The organism is Pelomonas sp. V22 (assembly GCF_030014915.1).
GTDB lineage: Bacteria > Pseudomonadota > Gammaproteobacteria > Burkholderiales > Burkholderiaceae_C > JAUASW01.
This window is the reverse complement of sequence record NZ_JAGIXS010000001.1, coordinates 569,957-590,000: the sequence shown is the minus strand read 5'-3', so window position 1 is coordinate 590,000 and position 20,044 is coordinate 569,957. Positions and strand designations below refer to the sequence as shown.

Here is a 20,044-nt window from a genome sequence, read left to right as displayed (position 1 = left end):
CGTCTCACTTCGCCAGTTCACTCAGGGCCGGCAGTCCGGGCAGGCCGCTGGCGCTTTGGATGGCGTTCAGCACGGCCTGCGCAGTGACCTCGGCGGCCAGGGCGCCGAGCCAGGTCAGGTCGGCGCTGCGGCCTGCGCCTCCGGTCGCCAGCGCGAACATCACGTCGCCATCGCTGGGCGTGTGGACCGGGTTGATCGCCCGGGCCAAGCCGTCGTGCGACATCTGGGCCAGCTTGGTGGCCTCTGCCTTGTTCAGCCGAGCATCGGTGGCCACGACGCCGATGGTGGTGTTGGCGCCAGCGAGCAAGCGCCCGGGCACCTGGCCGGCCTTCACAGCCGCCATCGTGCCGAGCATCCGGCCATCGGGGCCGCGCGCGCCAGCGAGCACCTGGCCCGTGGCTGGATCGACCACATCACCCACGGCATTGACGGCCACGAGCGCGGCGACGCAAATGCCAGCGAGCGTCAAGGAGGCCGCGCCGATGCCGCCCTTCATCGCCTGCTGCGGGCCGAACAGCTTGCCCACCGTGGCACCGGCACCAGCGCCCACCGAGCCGGTGGCGGCCTGCTGGCTGGCCGCTTCACAGGCGGCGTAGCCGGCGGCGGCATCGGGCGTGATCTGCGGGTCGCCCAGCCAGAGATCGAACAGCACGGCGCCCGGCACGATGGGAACGCAGGCCGGCCCGACCTGCAAGCCATGGCCGCGCTCGCGCAGCCAGCGCATCACGCCGGTGGCGGCATCCAGGCCGAAGGCGCTGCCGCCGCTGAGCAGGAGGGCATGCACCTGTTGCACCGTGTTCTCGGGGCGCAGCAGATCGGTCTCGCGCGTGCCTGGCGCAGCGCCCCGCACATCAACACCAGCCACGGCGCCTTGCTCACAGAGCACGACGGTGCAGCCGGTGGGGCGGCGTGAATCGCTGAAGTGGCCGACGCGCAGGCCGGCAATCTCGCTGAAAGGGCCGCTCATCAACGCTGGTGTGTGGCCTGCGGTTTGATGTCGCCGCAGTCCGCGCCCAGCCAGCGGGCCTCGCCGGTGATGACCATGGTCTTGTCGCCGCGCTTGATCGTCAGCTTGTTGCTGTAGTGCTCGGGGCTGTCGAAGGTGAATTCGCCGTCACCCTCGGAGGCCGGATCGGTGCAGACGAAATGCGAGCGCACTGTCTTGCCGCTGCGCTGTACGTCGTGCTTGCAGCGGCCGTTCTCGCTGACCGGCATCTCGTGTCGCTCGGCCTGCTCCTTGCTGATGCAGCTCTTGATGCTGATGACACCGCCGGCCATCGCGCTCATGGACATGCCGCGCTGGCTCATCATCTGCTCCATCATCTTGCGCTGCTCGGCCGGCATGGCCGCCATCTGCTTTTGCGCCTGCTCCATCTTGGCCTGCTGGGCCGGATCGAGCTGGGGCTTCTGGCTCATTTCCCAGAGGCCGGGTTTCATGGACTGGGCCGCGGCCAGGACGGGCAGGCCGACGAGGCAAAGGACCAGGAAACGGGCAAGAGACTTGTGCATCGCAGACTCCTCAGGTTGGCCCGAGGAGTCTAGGGGCGCTCAGGCAAACACGCCAGCCTGGTCCTGCATGCGGCTGCTGACCTCGGCGAGCTGGTGCAGGCTGTCGCCGAACTGCATCTCCATCGCGGTCAGGCGCTTGAAGTAGTGGCTGGAGATGTACTCGTCGGTCACGCCAATGCCGCCGTGCAACTGCGTGCATTGCTGGCCTACGAAGCGGGCCGAGTGGCACAGCTGCAGCTTGGCTTGCGCCAGGGCACGGCGGCGGGCCGGCGCTTCCTCGCCGAGCTTGAGGCTAGCGAAATAGCTCATCGAGCGTGCCAGTTCCAGCTGCATCTTCACGTCGGCCATGCGGTGGCGCAGGGCCTGGAAGCTGGCGATGACCACGCCGAACTGCTTGCGGGTGTTCAGGTACTCGGCCGTGATGGCGACCAGCTTCTCCATCGCGCCCACGCCCTCGGCGCAAAGTGCGGCGATGCCCACGTCGACGGCCAACTCCAGCACCGCCAGGCCTTGCTCCGGACCGACCAGCAGGGCGGCCGGTGATTTGTCGAAGCTGACTTCGGCAGCGCGCGAGCCATCCTGCAGGCTGTAGCCGCGGGTGGACACGCCAGTGGCCGAGCGCTGGACCAGGAAGAGGGCGACGCCGGAGCCGGTTTCGGCCGGCACGATGAAGGCATCGGCCTGGTCACCGCCCGGCACCAGGCTCTTGGCGCCGGTCAAGACCTGACCCTCGGCCCGGGTCGTCACTTTGTCGAGCCTGTAGCGGGCACCACGCTCCTGGTGTGCCAGCACGATCAGTGCTTCGCCGCCGGCGATCTTGGGCAACCAGTCGGCCTGCACCGCAGCCGGCGCGTGGCGCAGCACGGCCGGGGCGATCAGGCCGGCCTGGGCATAGGGCTCCATCACGATGCCGCGCCCCAGTTCTTCCATCACCACCATCGCATCGACGGCGCCAAAACCCATGCCGCCCTGTTCTTCAGGCACGGCCAGGGCCGTGAGGCCGAGGCCTACCAGACCGTCCCAAGCCTCGCGCGAGAAGCCGCCCGCCTTGACGATGGTGCGGCGGTGCTCGAAGCCGTAGTCCTTGTCCACCCAGCGGCGAACCGCGTCGCGCAGCGATTCCTGGTCGTCGGTGAAATCGAAGTCCATGTCTTGTCTCCTCGTTCGCTTGCTCAGCCCAGGACCGTCTGCGCCACGATGTTGCGCTGGACCTCGTTGGAGCCGCCGTAGATGGTGGTCTTGCGGTAGTTGAAGTAGTGGCTGGCGAGTGGCGCGCAGTGCGCGGCGCCCACGTAATCGCCCTGCCAGCCCGCCTCCATCGCCTCATGGATGAAGGGCAGGGAGAAGGGACCGCCCGCGAGCATCAAAAGCTCGGTGTAGCGCTGCTGGATCTCGCTGCCACGTATCTTCAGAAGGCCGGCCACGTCCAGCGACTGCTTACCGGATTTCTCAGCCGAGAGCACGCGCAGCACCATCATCTCGAGGGCCACGATGTCGACCTCGAGCAGGGCGATCTGGTCACGGAAGCGGGTGTCGTCGTAGACGCCCTCGGCCTTGGCGATGCGCTTGAGCCGCTCCAGCTCGCGCTTGGCGCGGTTCACGTCGGCGATGTTGGTGCGCTCGTGGGCCAGCAGGTACTTGGCATAGGTCCAGCCCTTGTTCTCCTCGCCGACGAGGTTCTCTGCGGGCACCTCGACGTTGTCGAAGAACACCTCGTTCACCTCATGCTCGCCGTCCAGCATGATGATGGGGCGCACGGTGACGCCGGGCGACTTCATGTCGATCAAGAGGAAGCTGATGCCGGCCTGCGGCTTGACCGTGGGGTCGGTGCGGACCAGGCAGAAGATCCAATCGCCGAACTGGCCGAGCGTGGTCCAGGTCTTCTGACCGTTGACGATGTACTTGTCGCCCTGGCGCTCAGCCCGGCACTTCACCGAAGCCAGGTCCGAGCCCGAACCGGGCTCGCTGTAGCCTTGGCTCCACCAGACCTCGCCGCTCATGATGCCGGGCAGGTGGCGCTGCTGCTGTTCGAGCGTGCCGAAGGCCATGATCACTGGCGCCACCATCACCGGGCCGAAAGGCACGATGCGCGGCGCACCGGCCAGCGCGCATTCCTCCTCGAACAGATGGCGCTGCACGGCATTCCAGCCCGGGCCGCCGAATTGCTGGGGCCAGGCCCAGCCATGCCAGCCCTGCTTGCCGAGCAGCTTGGCCCAGCGCTGCAGATCGTCCTTGTTGAGACGCAGCGCGTTGTGTACCTTGTGGCTGATGTCGGCCGGCAGATTCGCGGCCACCCATTGCCGGATTTCGGCTCGGAAGGCCAGCTCTTCGGCGGTGAAGTTGAGGTCCATGTGGGCGTCTCCATCCATAGCGACCCGCAGGCAGCGCGGGCGATGGCGATTTTTAGCACGACCGTTCGCATTTGCCTTGTCTCTGTCGAGACAAGGGGCGCATTGCCTACACTGCCCAGCCGTCAAAACTCCGGATTCGCCCGCCATGCCAACTCCCGTCCTCGCCATCCATGGAGGCGCCGGCACCCTGCTGCGCAGCACGATGTCGTCCGAACTGGAACAGCAGTACCGCGCCGAGTTGCAAGCCATCCTGACCGCCGGCGAGCGCATGCTGGCAGCGGGTGCCAGCGCGATGGACGTGGTCTGCGAGGCCGTGCGAAGGCTGGAGGAATGCCCGCTCTTTAATGCCGGCAAGGGCGCGGTCTACACGGCCGATGAGCGCCATGAGCTGGATGCCAGCGTGATGGACGGCCGCACGCTGGCCGCTGGCGCGGTGGCTGGCGTCAGCCGCATCCGCAATCCGGTGCTGGCGGCCCGCGCGGTGATGGACCAAGGCGCGCATCTGCTCTTCATCGGCCCGGCCGCAGAAACCTATGTGGAAAAGCTGGGACTGGAGATGGTCGATCCCGGCTGGTTCGGCACGCCGCAGCGCCTGGCGCAGTTGCATCGAGCCCGGGCCGAAGCCGCCGGCGCGTTGCTGGACCATGATGGCCAGGCCCGCACGCCCATCGATGAAGGCAAGAAGTTCGGCACCGTCGGCGCCGTGGCCCTCGATGCAGCCGGCCATCTGGCCGCCGCCACCTCGACCGGCGGCATGACCAACAAGCTGCCCGGCCGGGTCGGTGATTCACCGCTGATCGGTGCGGGCTGCTATGCCAGCGACGAGAGCTGCGCCGTGTCCTGCACTGGCACCGGCGAGGCCTTCATCCGCGTTGCGGCTGCGCGGGAGGTGGGGGCGCTGATGGAGTACGCCGGCCAGGGTCTGGACGAGGCTGCGCGGCGTGTGGTGTTCGAGAAGCTGGGCCGTGTGGGTGGGCAGGGCGGCTTGATCGCTGTGAGCCGCGATGGCGAGGTCAGCCTGCCGTTCAATACCGAGGGCATGTACCGCGGTATGGTCCGCGCGGGTGGGCAGCCCGTCGTCGGTATCTACGGCGAAGCACAGGAGGCAACGGGCTGAAGCTCGTCCGGGCTTGCTGCCGAGCAGACAAAGAAAAAGCGGCCCGAACGGGCCGCTTTCTGAAGCTGAAGCGCTGAGGCTCAGGCTTGCTTGGCCTTGCGGCGCAGGCCGACCATGCCGAACAGGGCCAGGCCAGCCAGGGCCAGGGAGCCCGGTTCCGGCGTGCGCTTGGTCGTTTCGCCGGTGCCGGCTACGGTCAGCAGCTTGAAGGCGTCGGCATTGCCGTCCATCGTCGTGGTGTTGGCGGCCGTCACCAGCCACCAGCTGGAGCTCTTGCCCGTGTTGCCCAGGTTGACCGTGTTGTTGGCGTTCAGGCCCACGTCGTTGTAGGTGCCCAGCAGCAGCCAGCCGTTGACGGCAACAGTGGTGGTCGCGCCCTTCAGGCTGGCGGCACTGACGAGGCCCATATTGGGATCACTGGAGCCGGTGTAGTAGTACACCGAGATGTCAGAGTCGCAGTAGCCGGTGCAGGCGTTGCCCTTGGTGCTGGTGGTGACGCCCTTGTCATCGCTGCCGTTCCAGCCAATCTGCACGGACTCCAGGGCCACCTTGACGATGTCGCTGGGGCCGTTCGAGAACTTCATCAGGAAGCCGTCGAGATTGCTCACGCCATCTGCAGCGTGGGGGCCGGTGCCGGGGTCGCAGACCGTCGCGCTGCCGACCGCACATTCCTCGCGGTTCACGATGCCGAAGCCGGCAGAAGACCCCCAGGGGTAGACGGCGGCCGGCACGAACGTGGTGGAGGGGCTCAGGTCGGAAGACCAGCCCGAGATGTTCATCTTGGCATCGTTCGGCAGTGCCGAGTCGGTGCAGTTGTAGGAATTGCCCCAGGTCACGGCGGCACCCAAGTTGCTGCAGCTGTCGTAGTTCCAGGTGCCGTTCCAGGTGGCGGCATGGGCTGCTGGTGTCGCGGCCAGGCCCACCAAGCTGGCAGCCACCAGCAGGACGGAACGCAAGATTTGTTTTTTCATCGGATTCTCCAGCTTGGCTAAGCGGACCATTTTTTGGTCTGTTGGCACATTTGCTTGCAAGGATTGGGCCATCTATCTTGTTTTCAATTGAATCAAGGACTTAGAGGCTTCTTGCAAGCTTGCCATGGGCGGACTGTAAAGCGTCCCGACGGATTGCGCCCCCCTCACTTGAGGGTTTGGAGCAGCTTGGCCGCCTGTTCTGCGGATTCCTTGTCCTGTTTGCTGGCGGCCGCCACTTCGAGCTCGGCCCGCGCTTCGGCATTGCGGCCCAGTTTGGCCAGCACGGCACCCAGGTGCCAGCGGATCTCGGCATTGCCCGGGTTGCGCAAACGAGCGTCGCGCAGCATGGGCAAGGAGCGCTCTGACTGGCCAAGCTGGAACTCGGCCCAGCCCAGGGTGTCCAGGTACATGGGATTGTTGGGATCGAGCTGCACCGCGTGCTGGGCCAGGGCGATGGATTTGGTGTTGCGTTGCGTCAGCAGCACCGAGGCCAGGCTGTTCATCGCCTCGGCGTCATTGGCGTCTGCTGCGAGGGCTCGCTCATAGGCCTTGATGGCGGCGTCCGGTGCTTTGTTGCGGACATGGGCGTCGCCCACGGCGCGCAACACCTGACCGTCTCTCGGACGCAGCTTCAGCCAGGTCTCGGCGCTTTGGACAGCAGCCCGAACGCCCTCGACACTCTGCTGGACACTGAACAGGCGCAGCAAGCCAATGCTGGTGGGCTCCAGCTGTTGAGCGCGCTTGAGCGGCTCGATGGCGGCGGCCGGCTGGCGCTTGGCCAGGGCGATGTCGGCCAGCAGGTGGTAGCCCACCGACGACTTGGGATGGCTCTGCACCAGTTGGTTGGCCCGGCGCTCGGCCTTGGCCAGCTCGCCTTGCTGAAGCTCGACACCAGCCATCAGGGCCTGTCCCCGGATCGAGTTGGGCTCCACGCTCAGCACCTTCTCCACCGAGTAGTTGGCGCCGGTGGCGTCGCGGGCCTGCATCTGCAGTTCGGCGATGGTCAGCAGCGATTGCACGACCACGCCGGCGCGGCGCGCGGCGCCTGCCAGCGTGGTGCGGGCGCCCTGGACGTCGCCATTCAGCAGCTGGACGCGCCCGTGCAGGGCCATCACGTCCGGGTCTTCGGGGGCCTTGCTGAGCAGCTTCTTGGACGCCTCCAGTGCCTGCGGATAGTTCTTGAAGCGCATCCGCGTATGGACCTGGGCCAGGCCGGGCCGCAACTCGCCGACACCGGCGTTGTCATCGGCCTTGAGCAGCCAGCGCTCGGCATCGGCCGGCTTGTTCTGCATCTCGGCCACGTTGGCCAGTTCCAGCATCACCTCGATGTTCTTTTCGTCGGCCTTGTACAGGTTCAAGAGCCGCGTGTTGGCAGCGTCGAAGGCGCGGCTCCCGACGTCGAGCCGTGCCAGGCCCAGCTCGGCCTCCGGCAGGCCGGGGCTGAGCTTCAGTGCGGTGTCGAAGGCCTGGCGAGCGCCCTTGGCATCGCCCGAGCGCGACATGGCCGTGCCTTGCAGCATCCACAGGCTGGGATTCTTGGGCGACTTGCGCACCATGGTTTCAGCGATGGCCACGGCCTTGGCCTTCTGGCCTTCGCGCAGGTAAAGAGTGACCAGGGCTGAGCCAGCATAGGTCTGGCCGGGGTCGGCCTTGAAAGACTGCTCCAACGAGCTGATGGCATCGCCAGTCTTGCCGCCGCGCAGCAGGCTGAGGCCCAGCACGGTGCGGAAGGCCGGGTTGTCCTTGCCGGCGAGGGCTTCGCGCATCAGGTTGGTGGCCTTGGCATGGCGCCCCTGCGAGGTGTGGATGGAGGCCAGCAGGGTCAGGGCATTGGCGTCGCCAGGTGCGGTCCGCAGATAGGATTCCAGCACTTCAACCGCTCGGTCCGGCGCGCGGTCTTCCAGGTAGACCCGCGCCAGCAGCTTGGCGATTGGGCTCGGACCCTGGGCGCGCTGGGCCGCTTCCAGGTAGGGCTTGGCCTTGCCCAGCGAGCCCTGGCCGTAATGCGCGAGGCCGGCGAGCAGCAGCAACTGCGGGCGGTAGCGGATGAAGTCCAGCGGCACCGGGTCCATCAGGTTGGTGATCTGAGCCAGGGCGGCCTTGGACGTGGCACGGTCGCCGGTGCGGTCGGCCTGCAGGGCTTTCAGGTAGAGGGCGCGCGGCTCGTTGGGCTTCTTGGCCAGCAGGGCTTCCAGCTCGCGGGCGGCGTCCTTGTCGCGGCCCAGGTCCACGTAGATGCCGATGCGGGCCAGGGCCGCATCCAGGTGTTCGGGCTCCAGTTCCAGCGTCTTGTCGTAGGCGGCGAGGGCGTCGGCCAGCTTGGCCTGCACATGCGCCAGCGAGGCGCGCTGGAAGTACAGATCGGCGGTAGGCGGGCCCAGCTTGGCAGCGCGATCCAGCGCCGTGGCCGCTTCGGCGAACTGGCGGCCCTTGATGCGCTGCGGCACTTCGGCCAGCCAGGGCTCAGGGGCTTGCGGCGTCAGCGCCTTGGCATCTTCGATCGCCTTCAGGGCCTTGGGAATCTGGCCCAGGTCGCCAAAGGCCTGGGCTTTGATCAGCAGCAGCTGCTGCTGGACCTCGGGCGGCAGGCCTGCGGAGTCGAGCTGGCGCGATTCGACCAACTGGTTGTGCTTGCCCTGGTTGTACATGGCCTGGGCCAGCGGCACGATAACCTCGACCCGGCTGACTCCCAGGCGCAGCGCCTCGTTCAGGGCCACCTCGGCGCCCACCGGGTCCGAATTGGCAAGCAAGGCTTTGCCGAGCAGCACCTGGACCGGCAGCATGGCCTTGTTGATCTGCAGCGCGTTCTTCAGCTGGACGATGGCGCCGGTCATGTCCTTCTTCTGGTAGCGCGTCAGCGCATCCTCGTAGTAGCGAGCGGCCTTGTCGTTGTTGTCGGCGGCGTGCAGCAAGGGCGTGGCGCTGGCCAGCACGGCGGCGGCGAGCAGCGAGGCGAGTGGCGTCAGGCGCGTCATTCGGTCCGTTCGGTGGAGGTGGTGGCGCGCGATTCTTGCACGGGCTGCGCGGCGCCCGCCAGGGCCTGTCAGTAGCGCAAGTCCAGCGTCATGACATCGTTCTCGCGCTTCATCAGGAAGCGGGTCAGGAAGCTGTTGCCCAGCAGCACGTGGCTCATCTGGCCAGGGATAACGATGGCCTCGACATTGCGCACCTCGACATCGCCAACGCGAATGGAGTCGAGCACGGTCAGGTGGGCTGGCACCACGCCGTTGGCCGTCTGGGTCAGCACGCGGCGGCCGTTGCGGTAGCGCAGGCCAATGCGCTCGGCCTCGGCCTGGGTGATCGAGACCGAGGTGGCGCCGGTGTCGACCAGGAACTGGATGCTGTGGTTGTTGATGCTGCCGGTGGGCGTGAAATGCCCGCCGGGCCCCGAGGTCATGATGATCTGCTTGGCGGCGCCGTTGTCCGACCCGCTGGGGTTCAAGCGGCCCGGCGAAGCCCCCAGCACCAGCACCTGGCGCCGGCCGTCAATCTCGACCGTGGCACGGTCCTCCTCGATGGCCAGCAGCTTGACGCCATTGACCATCTGACCCAACTGCACCGTGCGGGCCTCACCGTCGATCAACAGCAGGGCCGCCTTGCTCCCGAGGCTGCCGTTGAAGCTGACGCCGCCGGCCGCGGCGCCCGCATGCCAGCAGAGCAGGGCACTCACCAGCAGAATCAGGCGGGGCAGGGTGGAGCGCATGCGCTGGGCGGCTCGCGCCAGTCAGTCCCGGAAGTTGTCGTAGGACAGCGGCGTTTCCGGGAATTCCTTCTTGAGCATGGCGATGGCCTGCTGCAGGTCGTCACGGTTCTTGCCGGTGATGCGCACCGTGTCGCCCTGGATCGAGGACTGCACCTTGAGCTTGCTGTTCTTCACGGCCGTGGTGATCTTCTTGGCGAGGTCGGACTCGATGCCGTTCTTGACCTTGTAGACCTGCTTGACCTTGTCGCCGCCCAGCTTCTCGACCTTGGCGTCCATGTCCAGGTAGGTGATCGAGACCTTGCGCTTGGTCAGCTTGTCGATTAGCACGGTGCTGATCTGCTCCAGCTGGAAATCGCTGTCGCCATACAGCACGATTTCCTTTTCCTTGTCCTTCAGCTCGATGCGAGCGCCCGTGCCCTTGAAATCGAAGCGGGTGGCGATCTCCTTGGCGCTGTTGTCCACGCCATTGCGGATTTCGACCATGTCGGGTTCAAGAACGGTATCAAAGCTGGGCATGGGGAGGTTTTCTGCAGTGAGCGATAAGAAACAGGGGAAAATTCTGCCATGTCGTCTCCCTCTGTGAACCCCCTGAATGGGCAGGCTTTGACCGTCGAATCCGACGTCAACCTCAAGCCCTACAACACTTTCGGCCTGCCGGCGACCGCCAAACGCCTGGTGCGCATCCGCTCCGAGGCCGATGTGCGCCGGGTGGTGGACCACCCTGAACTGGGCCGGACCCAGAAGTTCGTGCTGGGCGGCGGCAGCAACCTGGTACTGACCCGGGATGTCGAGCCCGTGGTGCTGAAGATCGAGATTCCTGGCATCCGCCTGCTCGAGGAACGCGAGGACGCCTGGATCCTCGAGGTCGGTGCCGGCGTGCCCTGGCATGAGGCGGTGGCCTGGAGCATCGAGCAGGGCTTTCCGGGGCTGGAGAACCTGGCTCTGATCCCCGGCACCACCGGCGCGGCGCCGGTGCAGAACATCGGCGCCTACGGCATCGAGCTGAAAGACCGGCTGGAAGCGGTCGAGGTGGTGGACCTGGTCACCGGCCGCAAAGCCCTGCTGCCAGCCGAGGTCTGTGCCTTCGGCTACCGGGACTCGATCTTCAAGCAGACCGGCTTCGGCGGCCTGGCGGGCAAGAGCGTGATCACGCGGGTGCGGCTGAAGCTGCCCAAGCCCTGGCAGCCCTCGCTCGGCTACCTGGACCTGGAGCGCAAGATGCAGGAGACCGGCATCACGGCACCGGATGCCCGCCAGATCTTCGACTGGGTCTGCGCGATCCGCCGCGCCAAGCTGCCCGACCCGGCCGTGATCGGCAATGCCGGCAGCTTCTTCAAGAACCCGGTGGTGAGCGAGGAGCAGTGCCGCGACATCATCGGCCGCGATCCCCACATCGTTCACTACCCCATGCCCGATGGCACGGTGAAACTGGCCGCTGGCTGGCTGATCGATGCCTGCGGCTGGAAGGGCAAAAGCGTCGGCGGCGCGGCCGTTTACGAGAAGCAGGCCCTGGTGCTGGTCAACAAGGGCGAGGCTCGGGGCGCCGAGGTGGTGACGCTCGCGCGGGCCATTCAGGAGAGCGTCTACGGCCGCTTCGGCATCCGGCTGGAGCCGGAGCCGGTGGTGGTCTGATCAGTACTTGGCTGCCTGGCCCGGGGCCGGTGTGGCCTTCTTGATGAACTCGCGGATGTGCTCATTCGAGCTGGCCAGGTCCTCGGAGCGCAAATACATCATGTGGCCGCTGCGGTAGCCCTTGAAGTCCATGCGGTCCCTCATGCGGCCGCTGGGGTCGAGCTGCCACATCGTGTACTTGGCGTCGAAATAGGTGGTGGCGCCGTCGTAGTAGCCCGACTGTACCAGGAGGCGCAGATAGGGGTTCTCGGCCATGGCGAGGCGCAGGTTCTCGCCGGTCTGGTCGTCGCTGTTGTCCCAGGGGTTGACCGGGCCGAACATGTTGTACTTCAGGTCGGTCTTGTACTTCAGCGTCTCGCGCAGGTAGTGGTTGATGGCCGGCGTGAATGAGTGCAGCCAGGAGGTCAGCTCGGCGTTGTAGTCGGGTGAGCTGCCGGCTTCCATGCGGTCGATGCCGAGGTAGCGCGAGTCAAGCCGGCCCACGGTCTGGCCGCGCGTGCGCAGCAAATCCTTCCAGAAGTAGGACGGCGGCACGGCCAGGTTGTGCTGCAGCACCGTGGTCTCGGACAGGCCCGAGTAGCGCGCAATCTTCGCGGCCAGGGCCTTGCGCTGATCCGACTCGATGAAGCCGCCCTTGGCCAGGGCGGGAATGAATTCATTCAGCGTGAATGCCTCGACCTCGGCCAGCACCGGCGTCAGGTCGCGCTGCTGGAGGTCTGATGGCAGCACCTTGTGGTGCCAGGCAGTGGCGGCGTAGTAGGGCAGGCTCAGCGCGTCACGCACCGGGCCGTCGCGCTTGATGCCGAGGCCGGTGGGCGAGACCAGGATCACGCCGTTCAAATACATCCAGTGGTTGTTCTGCAGCTCCTTGGCAAGACCTGACACCCGGGCCGTGCCATAGCTCTCGCCGATCAAATACTTGGGCGATTGCCAGCGGCCCTGGCGCGAGACGAAGGCGCCCAGCCACTCGGCGAGGTAGGAGATGTCGGCGTTGACGCCGAAGAAGAACTTGCGGTCGGTCTTCTGGTCGAGGATGCGCGAGAAGCCGGTGTTGACCGGGTCGATGTAGACGATGTCGGCCACATCGAGGATGGAGTGCGGGTTGTCCTTGACGCCATAGGGCTGGAGCGGATAGCCCTCGGCATCGATGTTCAGCACCTTGGGGCCGGTGTAGGCGATGTGCATCCACACCGAGGCCGAGCCGGGGCCGCCGTTGAAGGACAGGACCAGCGGGCGCAGGTCCTTGTTGGCCACGTCCGTGCGCTGGTAGTAGGTGTAGAACAGCGAGGCGACGACCTTGCCGTCCTTGTCCCAGACCGGCTGGGTGCCGGCTGTCACCTTGTAGGGCACGGCCTTGCCCTTGATCATGACCTGGCCGGTCGAGTGGATGACCGACTCGGCCGGCAGCTGGCGCTCGCCGGCCCCGGGCTTGCTCCGCTCAGCGGGCGCCGAAGCCGCCTCGGCGGGGCGCGCAGCTTCCTGCGCTTGGGCGCTGGCCGCCCACAGGCTGGCCAGCAGGATCGTCACGGACACCATCGTCTTCTTCATCACCGCTCCCTCGGCCTTGATGGCCTGGCGGCGCTGATTCTCTACGCCGGTGCCCCGGCTGTGGATCAGTCTTTGCCCTTGAGTTGCGGCAGGCTGTGGGTGCCGCCCGAGGTCAGCAAGCCGGCCTGGGTGTAGGTGCGCAGCTTGTCGCGGGTGTCGACGATGTCCAGGTTGCGCATGGTCAGCTGGCCGATGCGGTCCAGCGGCGAGAAGGGCGCGTCCTCGACCTTTTCCATCGACAGGCGCTCGGGCTTGTAGGTCAGGTTGGGGCTTCGCGTATCCAGCAGCGAGTAGTCGTTGCCACGGCGCAGTTCCAGCGCCACTTCGCCGGTGATCGCGCGGGCCACCCAGCGCTGGGCGGTCTCGCGCAGCATGATGGCTTGCGGGTCGAACCAGCGGCCTTGATAGAGCAAGCGGCCGAGCTTGAGGCCGTTCATGCGGTACTGCTCGATCGTGTCCTCGTTGTGGATGCCGGTCACCAGGCGCTCGTAGGCGATATGCAGCAGAGCGAGGCCCGGAGCTTCATAGATGCCGCGGCTCTTGGCCTCGATGATGCGGTTCTCGATCTGGTCGCTCATGCCGAGGCCGTGGCGGCCGCCGATGCGGTTGGCTTCCAGAATCAGGGCCACCGGGTCGCGGTACTCGACACCATTCAGCGCGACTGGCACGCCTTCCTCGAAGCGCACCGTCACTTCTTCAGCCTTGACGACCACGTCGTCCTTCCAGAAGGCCACGCCCATGATGGGGTTGACGATCTTGATGCCCGAGTTCAGGTGCTCCAGGTCCTTGGCCTCGTGCGTCGCACCGAGCATGTTGGAGTCAGTGGAATAGGCCTTCTCGGCCGACATCTTGTAGCCGAAACCAGCCTTGGTCATGAAGGCCGACATCTCGGCGCGGCCGCCCAGCTCGTCGATGAAGAGCTGGTCCAGCCAGGGCTTGTAGATCTTGAGTGCCGGGTTGGTCAGCAGGCCGTAGCGGTAGAAGCGCTCGATGTCGTTGCCCTTGAAGGTCGAACCGTCGCCCCAGATGTTGACGTCATCTTCCTTCATCGCCGCGACCAGCATGGTGCCCGTGACGGCACGGCCCAGCGGCGTGGTGTTGAAGTAGGTGATGCCGCCGGTGCTGATGTGGAAGGCGCCGGCCTGCAGCGCTGCAATGCCCTCGTGCGCCAGCTGGGCGCGGCAATCGACCAGCACGGCCTTCTCGGCGCCGTATTGCATGGCCTTGCGCGGGATCTCGTCGTAGTCCGGCTCGTCGGGCTGGCCCAGGTTGGCCGTGTAGGCGTAGGGCAGGGCGCCCTTCAGGCGCATCCAGTGCAGGGCGGCGCTGGTGTCGAGGCCGCCGGAGAAGGCGATGCCGACCTTCTGGCCGACGGGGAGGTGCTGAAGAATGGTGGACATGGCGGGCTAGGGAGAAGGGATCCGGCATTTTCTGTCAAAAACCGGGTGTAACCCTGGGGCCGACTGTCGAGTTCATGTCGAGTGAGCGACAGGTGCAAAGTAGGGGCTGCGGCAAGAATGGCCCGAAGCAAGCAGCAATAGCGGAGACAAGCCCGATGAGCAGCACCCCGTCCCTGAGCCCTCAGCGCATTGCGCAGCGCAGCCACTGGCCGCGCCGGTTGCCGCGCGAATTGGCGATTCCCGAGACCACGCTATGGTTCAACCTCGAGGTGGCGGCGGCGCGCTATCCGCACAAGGCGGCCACGTTCTTCTGCGGCCAGACGATCAGCTACGCGGAGATGCGGGACCAAGCCCTGGCGCTGGCTGGGTGGCTCCAGTCCCAGGGCGTGCAGCGGGGCGACCGTGTGGCGCTCTATATGCAGAACTGCCCACAGTTCCACATCGCGTTCTACGCGATCAATCGGGCCGACGCCGTGGTGGTGCCGGTCAACCCTATGAACCGGGCCGAAGAGTTCGGCCACTACCTTACCGATCCCGACACCCGGCTGGTGATCTGCAGCGCCGACCTGGCGGCCATCGTCGACCAAGCCAATCAGCAGCTGCAGGCCGACAAGCGGGCGAAAGTGTTGGTGACTCAGTACCAGGATGCGCTGCCCGCCGGTGGCATTCCGCCCGAGCTGGGTTTGCCGGAGGCGATGGCTGCCTGGTTGACTCGCGAAGTCGCCCTGCCTGAGGGCGCGATGCACTGGGCCGATGCGCTGGCAGCCGGCCTGAAGCCGAGCGCTCAATGCAATGGACCTGACGACATGGCCCATCTGCCCTACACCTCGGGCACGACCGGCCTGCCCAAGGGCTGCATGCACACCAACCGCACGCTGATGAGCAACTCGGTGGGCGGCGGGCTCTGGGGCCATGCCTCGGCCGAGTCGGTCTGCCTGGCGGTCGTGCCCTTCTTCCACATCACGGGCCTGCTCTATGGCGTGCTGGGTCCGGTGTTTCTTGGCGCGACCGTGGTCATCATGCCGCGCTGGGACCGCGAGCTGGCGGGGCGACTGATCTCGGCGAAGAAGGTCACGCACTGGACCTGCATCCCGACCATGATCATCGACCTGTTCGGCAGCCCGAACTACAAGAGCTTCGACCTTTCCAGCCTGCAGTACTTGAGCGGTGGCGGCGCCGCCATGCCGGCGGCGGTGGCCGAGCGGCTGCAGCAGGAGTTCGGCCTGACCTTTGCCGAGGGCTATGGCCTGACCGAGACCGCCGCCCCCACGCATGGCAACCCGCCCGAGCGGGCCAAGCTGCAGTGCCTCGGGATCGGGATCTACGGCGTGGACTCGCGCATCATCGATCCGGTCACGCTGGAGGAGATGCCCATCGGCGAGGTGGGCGAGATCGTCAGCCACGGGCCCATGGTGTTCAAGGGCTACTGGCGCCAGCCGGCGGCGACCGAAGCGGCCTTCATCGAGATCGACGGCAAGCAATTCTTCCGCACCGGCGACCTGGGGCGCATGGACGAGGAGGGCTACTTCTTCATCACCGACCGCCTGAAGCGCATGATCAACGCCAGCGGCTACAAGGTCTGGCCGAGCGAGGTGGAGCTGCTGCTCTACAAGAACCCGGCGGTGCAGGAGGCCTGCATCATTTCGGCCAAGGACGAATACCGCGGCGAGACGGTCAAGGCCGTGGTCGTGCTGCGGGCCGAGGCCAAGGGCAAGACCACGGCCGAGGACATCGTGGCCTGGTCACGCGAGCACATGGCGGCCTACAAGGTGCCGCGCATCGTCGAGTTCGTCGACGCCCTGCCCAAGAGCGGCGCCGGCAAGGTGATGTGGCGCGTGCTGCAGGAGCGCGAGCCGCGTTGATCGCCGTAAGTCAGAAGCCGGCGCCGGGCTGGGCCAGGTAGGCCAGCTCAGCCGCCGTGCTCTCGCGGCCGAGAAGGGCGTTGCGGTGCGGGAAGCGGCCGTATTGCGCCACCACCTCGCGGTGCTTGATCGCGTAGTCCAGCGCGCCTGTCATCCGCTCGTCCTCGGCTGCCAACTGTTCGAAGGCGGCCACCGAACGGTCCTGCATCGCCAGGTCTTCCGCATGCTCCAGCGGCATGAGGGCGAACCAGCGCTGAAGCGTCGTCAGCGACTTGAACTTGCCGCTTTCCAGCAAGGCGAGGCTGACGCGCAGCGCCTCGGCATCGCCGGCAAATGCGCGCGGCATGTTGCGGAAGGCATTGCGGGTGAACTGGTCCAGCAGGACGATGCGGGCCAGGCTGCCATGGCTGCTCCGCTCCCATTCCTTCAAGCCGCCGGCCAGCGCCTGCTCCAGCAGGGCACCGAAGCGGGACCGGATCTCTTCATCAAAGACTTCGCTCTTGCGGAACCATGCGCCGCGCAGCTGATCATCTTCTGCACTGCCCAGGGAGCCGAACCAGAAGTTCAGCACTTGTTGCACCGGCGTGGGCTCGGTCACGCGCTGCCAGGCCGGATGGCGGTCCAGCCAGGCGGCCACATAGCTGCAGGCGGCCACGACCGGGCGCTCCTGCTCGGCCGCCCAGCGCAAGCCATGCTCGACCATCTGCCCAGCCAGGCCGCGCCCCCGCAAGGCATCGGCGGTGAACGTGTGGTGGAAGACGATCTGCCCGCCGCTTTGCATGTAGTCGAGCTCAAGCGCTTCGCCTTCGACCTCGGCCGAGAAGCCACCCATGCGTTGAACAATATCGAGGGGTTCCATCAGCGTCCCAGTTGCTGCCACAGATAGCTGTACTCGAGCGCGAGCAGGGTGGCGGACTGCTCGTTGTCGGCCGCGCCACCGTGGCCGCCCTCGATGTTCTCGTAGTACAGCAGCTCATGGCCCTGGGCCTGCATCAGCGCCGCCATCTTGCGGGCGTGGCCGGGGTGGACCCGGTCATCGCGCGTCGAAGTGGCGAAGAAAACCTTGGGGTACTTCACGCCCTTCTTGACGTTCTGGTAGGGGCTGTACTTGGAGATGAAGGCCCACTCGGCCGGATCGTCCGGGTTGCCGTACTCGGCCATCCAGGAGGCGCCGGCCAGGAGCTGGTGGTAGCGGCGCATGTCCAGGAGCGGCACCTGGCAGACCACGGCATTGAACAGCTCGGGGCGCTGCACAAAGGTGGCTCCGACCAGCAGGCCACCATTGCTGCCGCCCATGATGCCGAGGTGGCGCGGGCTGGTGATCTTGCGCGCAATCAGGTCCTCGGCCACGGCGGCGAAGTCGTCGTAGCTGCGTTGCTTGTTGGCCTTGGTGGCCGCCTGGTGCCAGCCTGGGCCGAACTCGCCGCCGCCACGGATGTTGGCCAGCACATAGACGCCGCCACGCGCCGACCAGGCCCGGCCCACGCCGCCCGAGTAGCTGGGCTGCAGCGAGACCTCGAAGCCACCGTAGCCATAGAGCAGGGTGGGGTTCTTGCCATCGGGCTTGGCACCCGCAGGCCAGACGACGAAGTAGGGTACTTTGGTGCCGTCCTTGCTCACGGCCTCCAACTGCTCGGCGCGCATGCCCTCGGTGTTGAAACGGGGCTGGCGGGTCTTGAGCAACTCGCGCTGGTCGCTGCCGGCCTTGGCCAGCGAGAGATTGCCCGGGTTCAGGAAGTCGGTGTAGCTGACCAGGTAGTGTTCGCCGAGTTCGTCCTTGGGCAATTCGCTGTCATAGAGGCTGACCGTGTTCAGCGTGCCTGGGAAGGGCGCCTGGATCTCGCGATGCTGCGGCTCTTTGTCGGCAAAGCTCCATTCCTCCAGCCGGCTGGCGACCTTGTCGCTGATGTTCAGGACCAGGTGCTGGCGCGTGAAGGTGTAGCCGGCCAGCGAGCGGGTGGGCGTGGGCGAGAACAGGATCTGCAGCTTGCGCTCGCCGCGCAGGTAGGCGGCGCTGTCGGCCAGCAGCAGGCTGCCCGCAGCAAAGGTCTGGCCGCCCACGGTCCAGGGCTTGCGCGGGGAGAGCAGCAGGCGCGGGCCCCAGAAGCTGGTGCTGACGTCGGTGGGTACGTCCAGCTTTTGCAGCTTGTCGCCCTGCAGGAGGAAGCTGAGCTGGTTGTAGAAGTCCAGCGCACGGCTGAACTGGATGCGTTCATGGCCCGGCGTGTGATCGACCTGGGCCGAGACCGACACGTCCTTGGCCTCGCCCTCGAAGACGACTTTGGCCTCGGCCAGCTTCTGGCCGCGCTGCCAGCGCTTGATCTGGCGCGGATAGCCGGAGTCGGTTTGTGAGCCGGGGCCGAAGTCGCTGCCGATGAAGAGGGTGTTCTCGTCCAGCCAGGCCACATCGGTCTTGGCCTCGGCCACGAAGAAGCCGCCGTCGGCCGGCGCGATGAACTTTTTGGCCACCGCATCAAACTCGCGCACCACCACCGCGTCGGCGCCGCCGCGCGAGAGCATCAAGAGGCAGCGCCGGTAGTCGGGCGCCAGGCATTGCGCGCCGCCGAAAACCCAGTTCTCGCCCTCGGCCTTGCCGAGCGCGTCGATGTCCAGCACGGTCTCCCATTTCGGCTCCGGCTTGCGGAACTCGGCCAGGGAAGTGCGGCGCCACAGGCCGCGCGGCTGCTTGTCGTCCGTCCAGAGGTTGTAGAGCCAGGTGCCCATGCGGCTCACGCTGGGAATGCGGTCCTTGGCGTTCAGCAGCTCCAGCATCTCGGCTCGGATGGGCGCGTAGTCGGGGCGGGCCTGCAGTTGCTGGGTCGAGGCGGCATTGCGCTCGCGCACCCAGCTGAGCGCGCGCTCGCCCTGGACTTCTTCCAGCCATTGATAGGGGTCGGTGGGGGCGGTGTCAGCCATGGCGGGGGTGGTGATGTGAGTCTGGCAGCACAGCAGCAGGGCGGACAGCGTCCGGCGAGGGGATGTGGACAAGCGTCACCATGAGAGCGGTTGAATCGGGTGGCTGGAGTCTAGTGCGCGAGCAGGCGACGATGGGCTCACCCGAAGGAAGGACGCGAAAGCCCGGGCCGCTGGCCCGCTCTCAGCGCGCAGGAATGCGGTTAGCATGCGCCCGCCTGCGAACACCAACGAGGACGCAACGATGAAGAGAATCCTGCCCGCACTGCTCAGCTGTGCGCTCGCCCTGGGTGCGGCCGCCGCCCATGCTGGTACGTTTGACGTGCCCCCCACGCCCGAGGGCGAGCGACAACTGCTCAAGCAGTTGTCCATCGATGCCGACGCCAAGCTCAGCTACCTGGACATCCAGGGCAAGTCCCTCACGTTTGTCGAGTTCCTGGCGCAGGTGAAGGGTGGGCAGGGCTGGTCGCTGACCAAGACATCGCCCGGCAATCTGGTCAAGTTCCAGATCCAGAAGAAGCTGACGGCCGAGGAGGCGGCGGCCTTGCGCGAGAAGGAGACGGCTGCCTTCAAGGTCAAGGCGGGCCAGCCGCTGCCCGATTTCCTGCTGAAGGGCCTGGACGGCAAGCTGCATGACAAGGGCACGCTGGCCGGCAAGTACAGCGTGCTCAGCTTCTTCTTCGAGGCCTGCGCGCCCTGCATCGCCGAGGTTCCCTCGCTGAACAAGTTTCGTGAGCTCCACCCAGAGCTGAACCTGTTGGCCGTGACCTTTGACGACCAGGCCAAGGCCCAGCGCTTCCTGGACCGTCACAAGCTGAACTGGCCGGTGCTGATCGAGAGTCGGGCTTTCAACCAGAGCCTGGGCATCAACAGCTATCCGAGCTTCGTGGTGCTCGATCCGCAGGGGCGCCTGCTGGGTTTCAAGCAGCTGGGCCAGACGCCCAGCGAGGATGAAGCCGCCGGCCGCGCCGAGCATGCGGCGTTGGCGGCCTGGGTGAAGCAGCTGCTTGCCAAGGACAAGGGCGGCTGACGCCCTGC

16 protein-coding genes are annotated in these 20,044 nt (G+C 66.4%); 4 read left to right on the top strand and 12 right to left on the bottom strand.

From position 1 onward, the window contains the following. Window positions 1-4: 4 nt before the first annotated feature. From J7U46_RS02600 to J7U46_RS02585, 4 genes are read right to left on the bottom strand one after another with little or no spacing between them, the layout of a single operon-like run. On the bottom strand, window positions 5-967 hold the full coding sequence (locus J7U46_RS02600) for a P1 family peptidase (RefSeq protein ID WP_282823262.1): 963 nt from the start codon (window positions 965-967) through the stop codon (window positions 5-7). Further along, window positions 967-1,509 (bottom strand): DUF3617 domain-containing protein, encoded by a 543-nt coding sequence (locus J7U46_RS02595; RefSeq protein WP_282823261.1) that lies wholly within the window; start codon window positions 1,507-1,509, stop codon window positions 967-969. Before J7U46_RS02595 ends, J7U46_RS02600 begins: the two co-directional genes overlap by 1 nt. Before the next feature lie 39 nt (window positions 1,510-1,548). Next, window positions 1,549-2,658, bottom strand: coding sequence for an acyl-CoA dehydrogenase family protein (locus J7U46_RS02590; protein WP_282823260.1), 1,110 nt, complete (start codon window positions 2,656-2,658; stop codon window positions 1,549-1,551). A 23-nt stretch (window positions 2,659-2,681) separates the two neighbouring features. Further along, window positions 2,682-3,860: an acyl-CoA dehydrogenase family protein gene (locus J7U46_RS02585; protein ID WP_282823258.1), complete on the bottom strand. Its 1,179-nt coding sequence runs from the start codon at window positions 3,858-3,860 to the stop codon at window positions 2,682-2,684. Between the two features lie 145 nt (window positions 3,861-4,005). Here J7U46_RS02585 and J7U46_RS02580 point away from each other — a divergent pair, with 145 nt between their 5' ends. After that, a complete protein-coding gene (locus tag J7U46_RS02580; protein WP_282823257.1) occupies window positions 4,006-4,977 on the top strand; it encodes an isoaspartyl peptidase/L-asparaginase in 972 nt (323 codons plus the stop codon). Between the two features lie 80 nt (window positions 4,978-5,057). On the opposite strand, the gene J7U46_RS02575 is transcribed toward J7U46_RS02580, so the two are convergent. The 4 genes from J7U46_RS02575 to J7U46_RS02560 all read right to left on the bottom strand — a co-directional run bounded on the left by J7U46_RS02575 (window position 5,058) and on the right by J7U46_RS02560 (window position 10,167). After that, window positions 5,058-5,948: a PEP-CTERM sorting domain-containing protein gene (locus J7U46_RS02575; RefSeq protein ID WP_282823255.1), complete on the bottom strand. Its 891-nt coding sequence runs from the start codon at window positions 5,946-5,948 to the stop codon at window positions 5,058-5,060. A gap of 164 nt (window positions 5,949-6,112) precedes the next feature. After that, the gene (gene prsT, locus J7U46_RS02570; protein ID WP_282823254.1) at window positions 6,113-8,923 is read right to left on the bottom strand and encodes an XrtA/PEP-CTERM system TPR-repeat protein PrsT; all 2,811 of its coding nucleotides are present in this window, start codon (window positions 8,921-8,923) and stop codon (window positions 6,113-6,115) included. A 68-nt stretch (window positions 8,924-8,991) separates the two neighbouring features. Beyond that, window positions 8,992-9,651: a retropepsin-like aspartic protease gene (locus J7U46_RS02565; protein WP_282823253.1), complete on the bottom strand. Its 660-nt coding sequence runs from the start codon at window positions 9,649-9,651 to the stop codon at window positions 8,992-8,994. Between the two features lie 21 nt (window positions 9,652-9,672). Continuing rightward, entirely contained in the window at window positions 9,673-10,167 is a 495-nt protein-coding gene (locus J7U46_RS02560) for a YajQ family cyclic di-GMP-binding protein (RefSeq protein WP_282823252.1), read from the bottom strand. Window positions 10,168-10,254: 87 nt separating this feature from the next. Here J7U46_RS02560 and murB point away from each other — a divergent pair, with 87 nt between their 5' ends. Further along, window positions 10,255-11,283 (top strand): UDP-N-acetylmuramate dehydrogenase, encoded by a 1,029-nt coding sequence (gene murB / locus J7U46_RS02555; protein ID WP_282823251.1) that lies wholly within the window; start codon window positions 10,255-10,257, stop codon window positions 11,281-11,283. Here the strand turns inward: murB and J7U46_RS02550 are convergent, their stop codons facing one another. Together J7U46_RS02550 and argG are read right to left on the bottom strand one after the other, a co-directional pair. After that, window positions 11,284-12,831 carry a carboxypeptidase gene (locus tag J7U46_RS02550; RefSeq protein ID WP_282823250.1) on the bottom strand — a complete coding sequence of 516 codons (1,548 nt, stop codon included), beginning with the start codon at window positions 12,829-12,831 and terminating at the stop codon, window positions 11,284-11,286. A gap of 65 nt (window positions 12,832-12,896) precedes the next feature. Next, complete coding sequence (gene argG, locus J7U46_RS02545; RefSeq protein WP_282823249.1) at window positions 12,897-14,231, bottom strand: argininosuccinate synthase; 1,335 nt, start codon at window positions 14,229-14,231, stop codon at window positions 12,897-12,899. Window positions 14,232-14,386: 155 nt separating this feature from the next. On the opposite strand from argG, the gene J7U46_RS02540 reads away from it, so the two are divergent. Further along, a complete protein-coding gene (locus tag J7U46_RS02540; protein ID WP_282823248.1) occupies window positions 14,387-16,093 on the top strand; it encodes a long-chain fatty acid--CoA ligase in 1,707 nt (568 codons plus the stop codon). 10 nt (window positions 16,094-16,103) lie between these two features. Here J7U46_RS02540 and J7U46_RS02535 read toward each other — a convergent pair whose 3' ends face one another. After that, a complete protein-coding gene (locus J7U46_RS02535) occupies window positions 16,104-16,952 on the bottom strand; it encodes a DUF924 family protein (protein WP_282823247.1) in 849 nt (282 codons plus the stop codon). Further along, a complete protein-coding gene (locus J7U46_RS02530; RefSeq protein ID WP_282823246.1) occupies window positions 16,952-19,009 on the bottom strand; it encodes a prolyl oligopeptidase family serine peptidase in 2,058 nt (685 codons plus the stop codon). The genes J7U46_RS02535 and J7U46_RS02530 overlap by 1 nt, the downstream gene beginning before the upstream one ends. A gap of 241 nt (window positions 19,010-19,250) precedes the next feature. Between J7U46_RS02530 and J7U46_RS02525 the strand changes: the two genes are divergently transcribed. Then, entirely contained in the window at window positions 19,251-20,036 is a 786-nt protein-coding gene (locus J7U46_RS02525; protein ID WP_282823245.1) for a TlpA disulfide reductase family protein, read from the top strand. The last annotated feature ends 8 nt before the right edge of the window (window positions 20,037-20,044 follow it).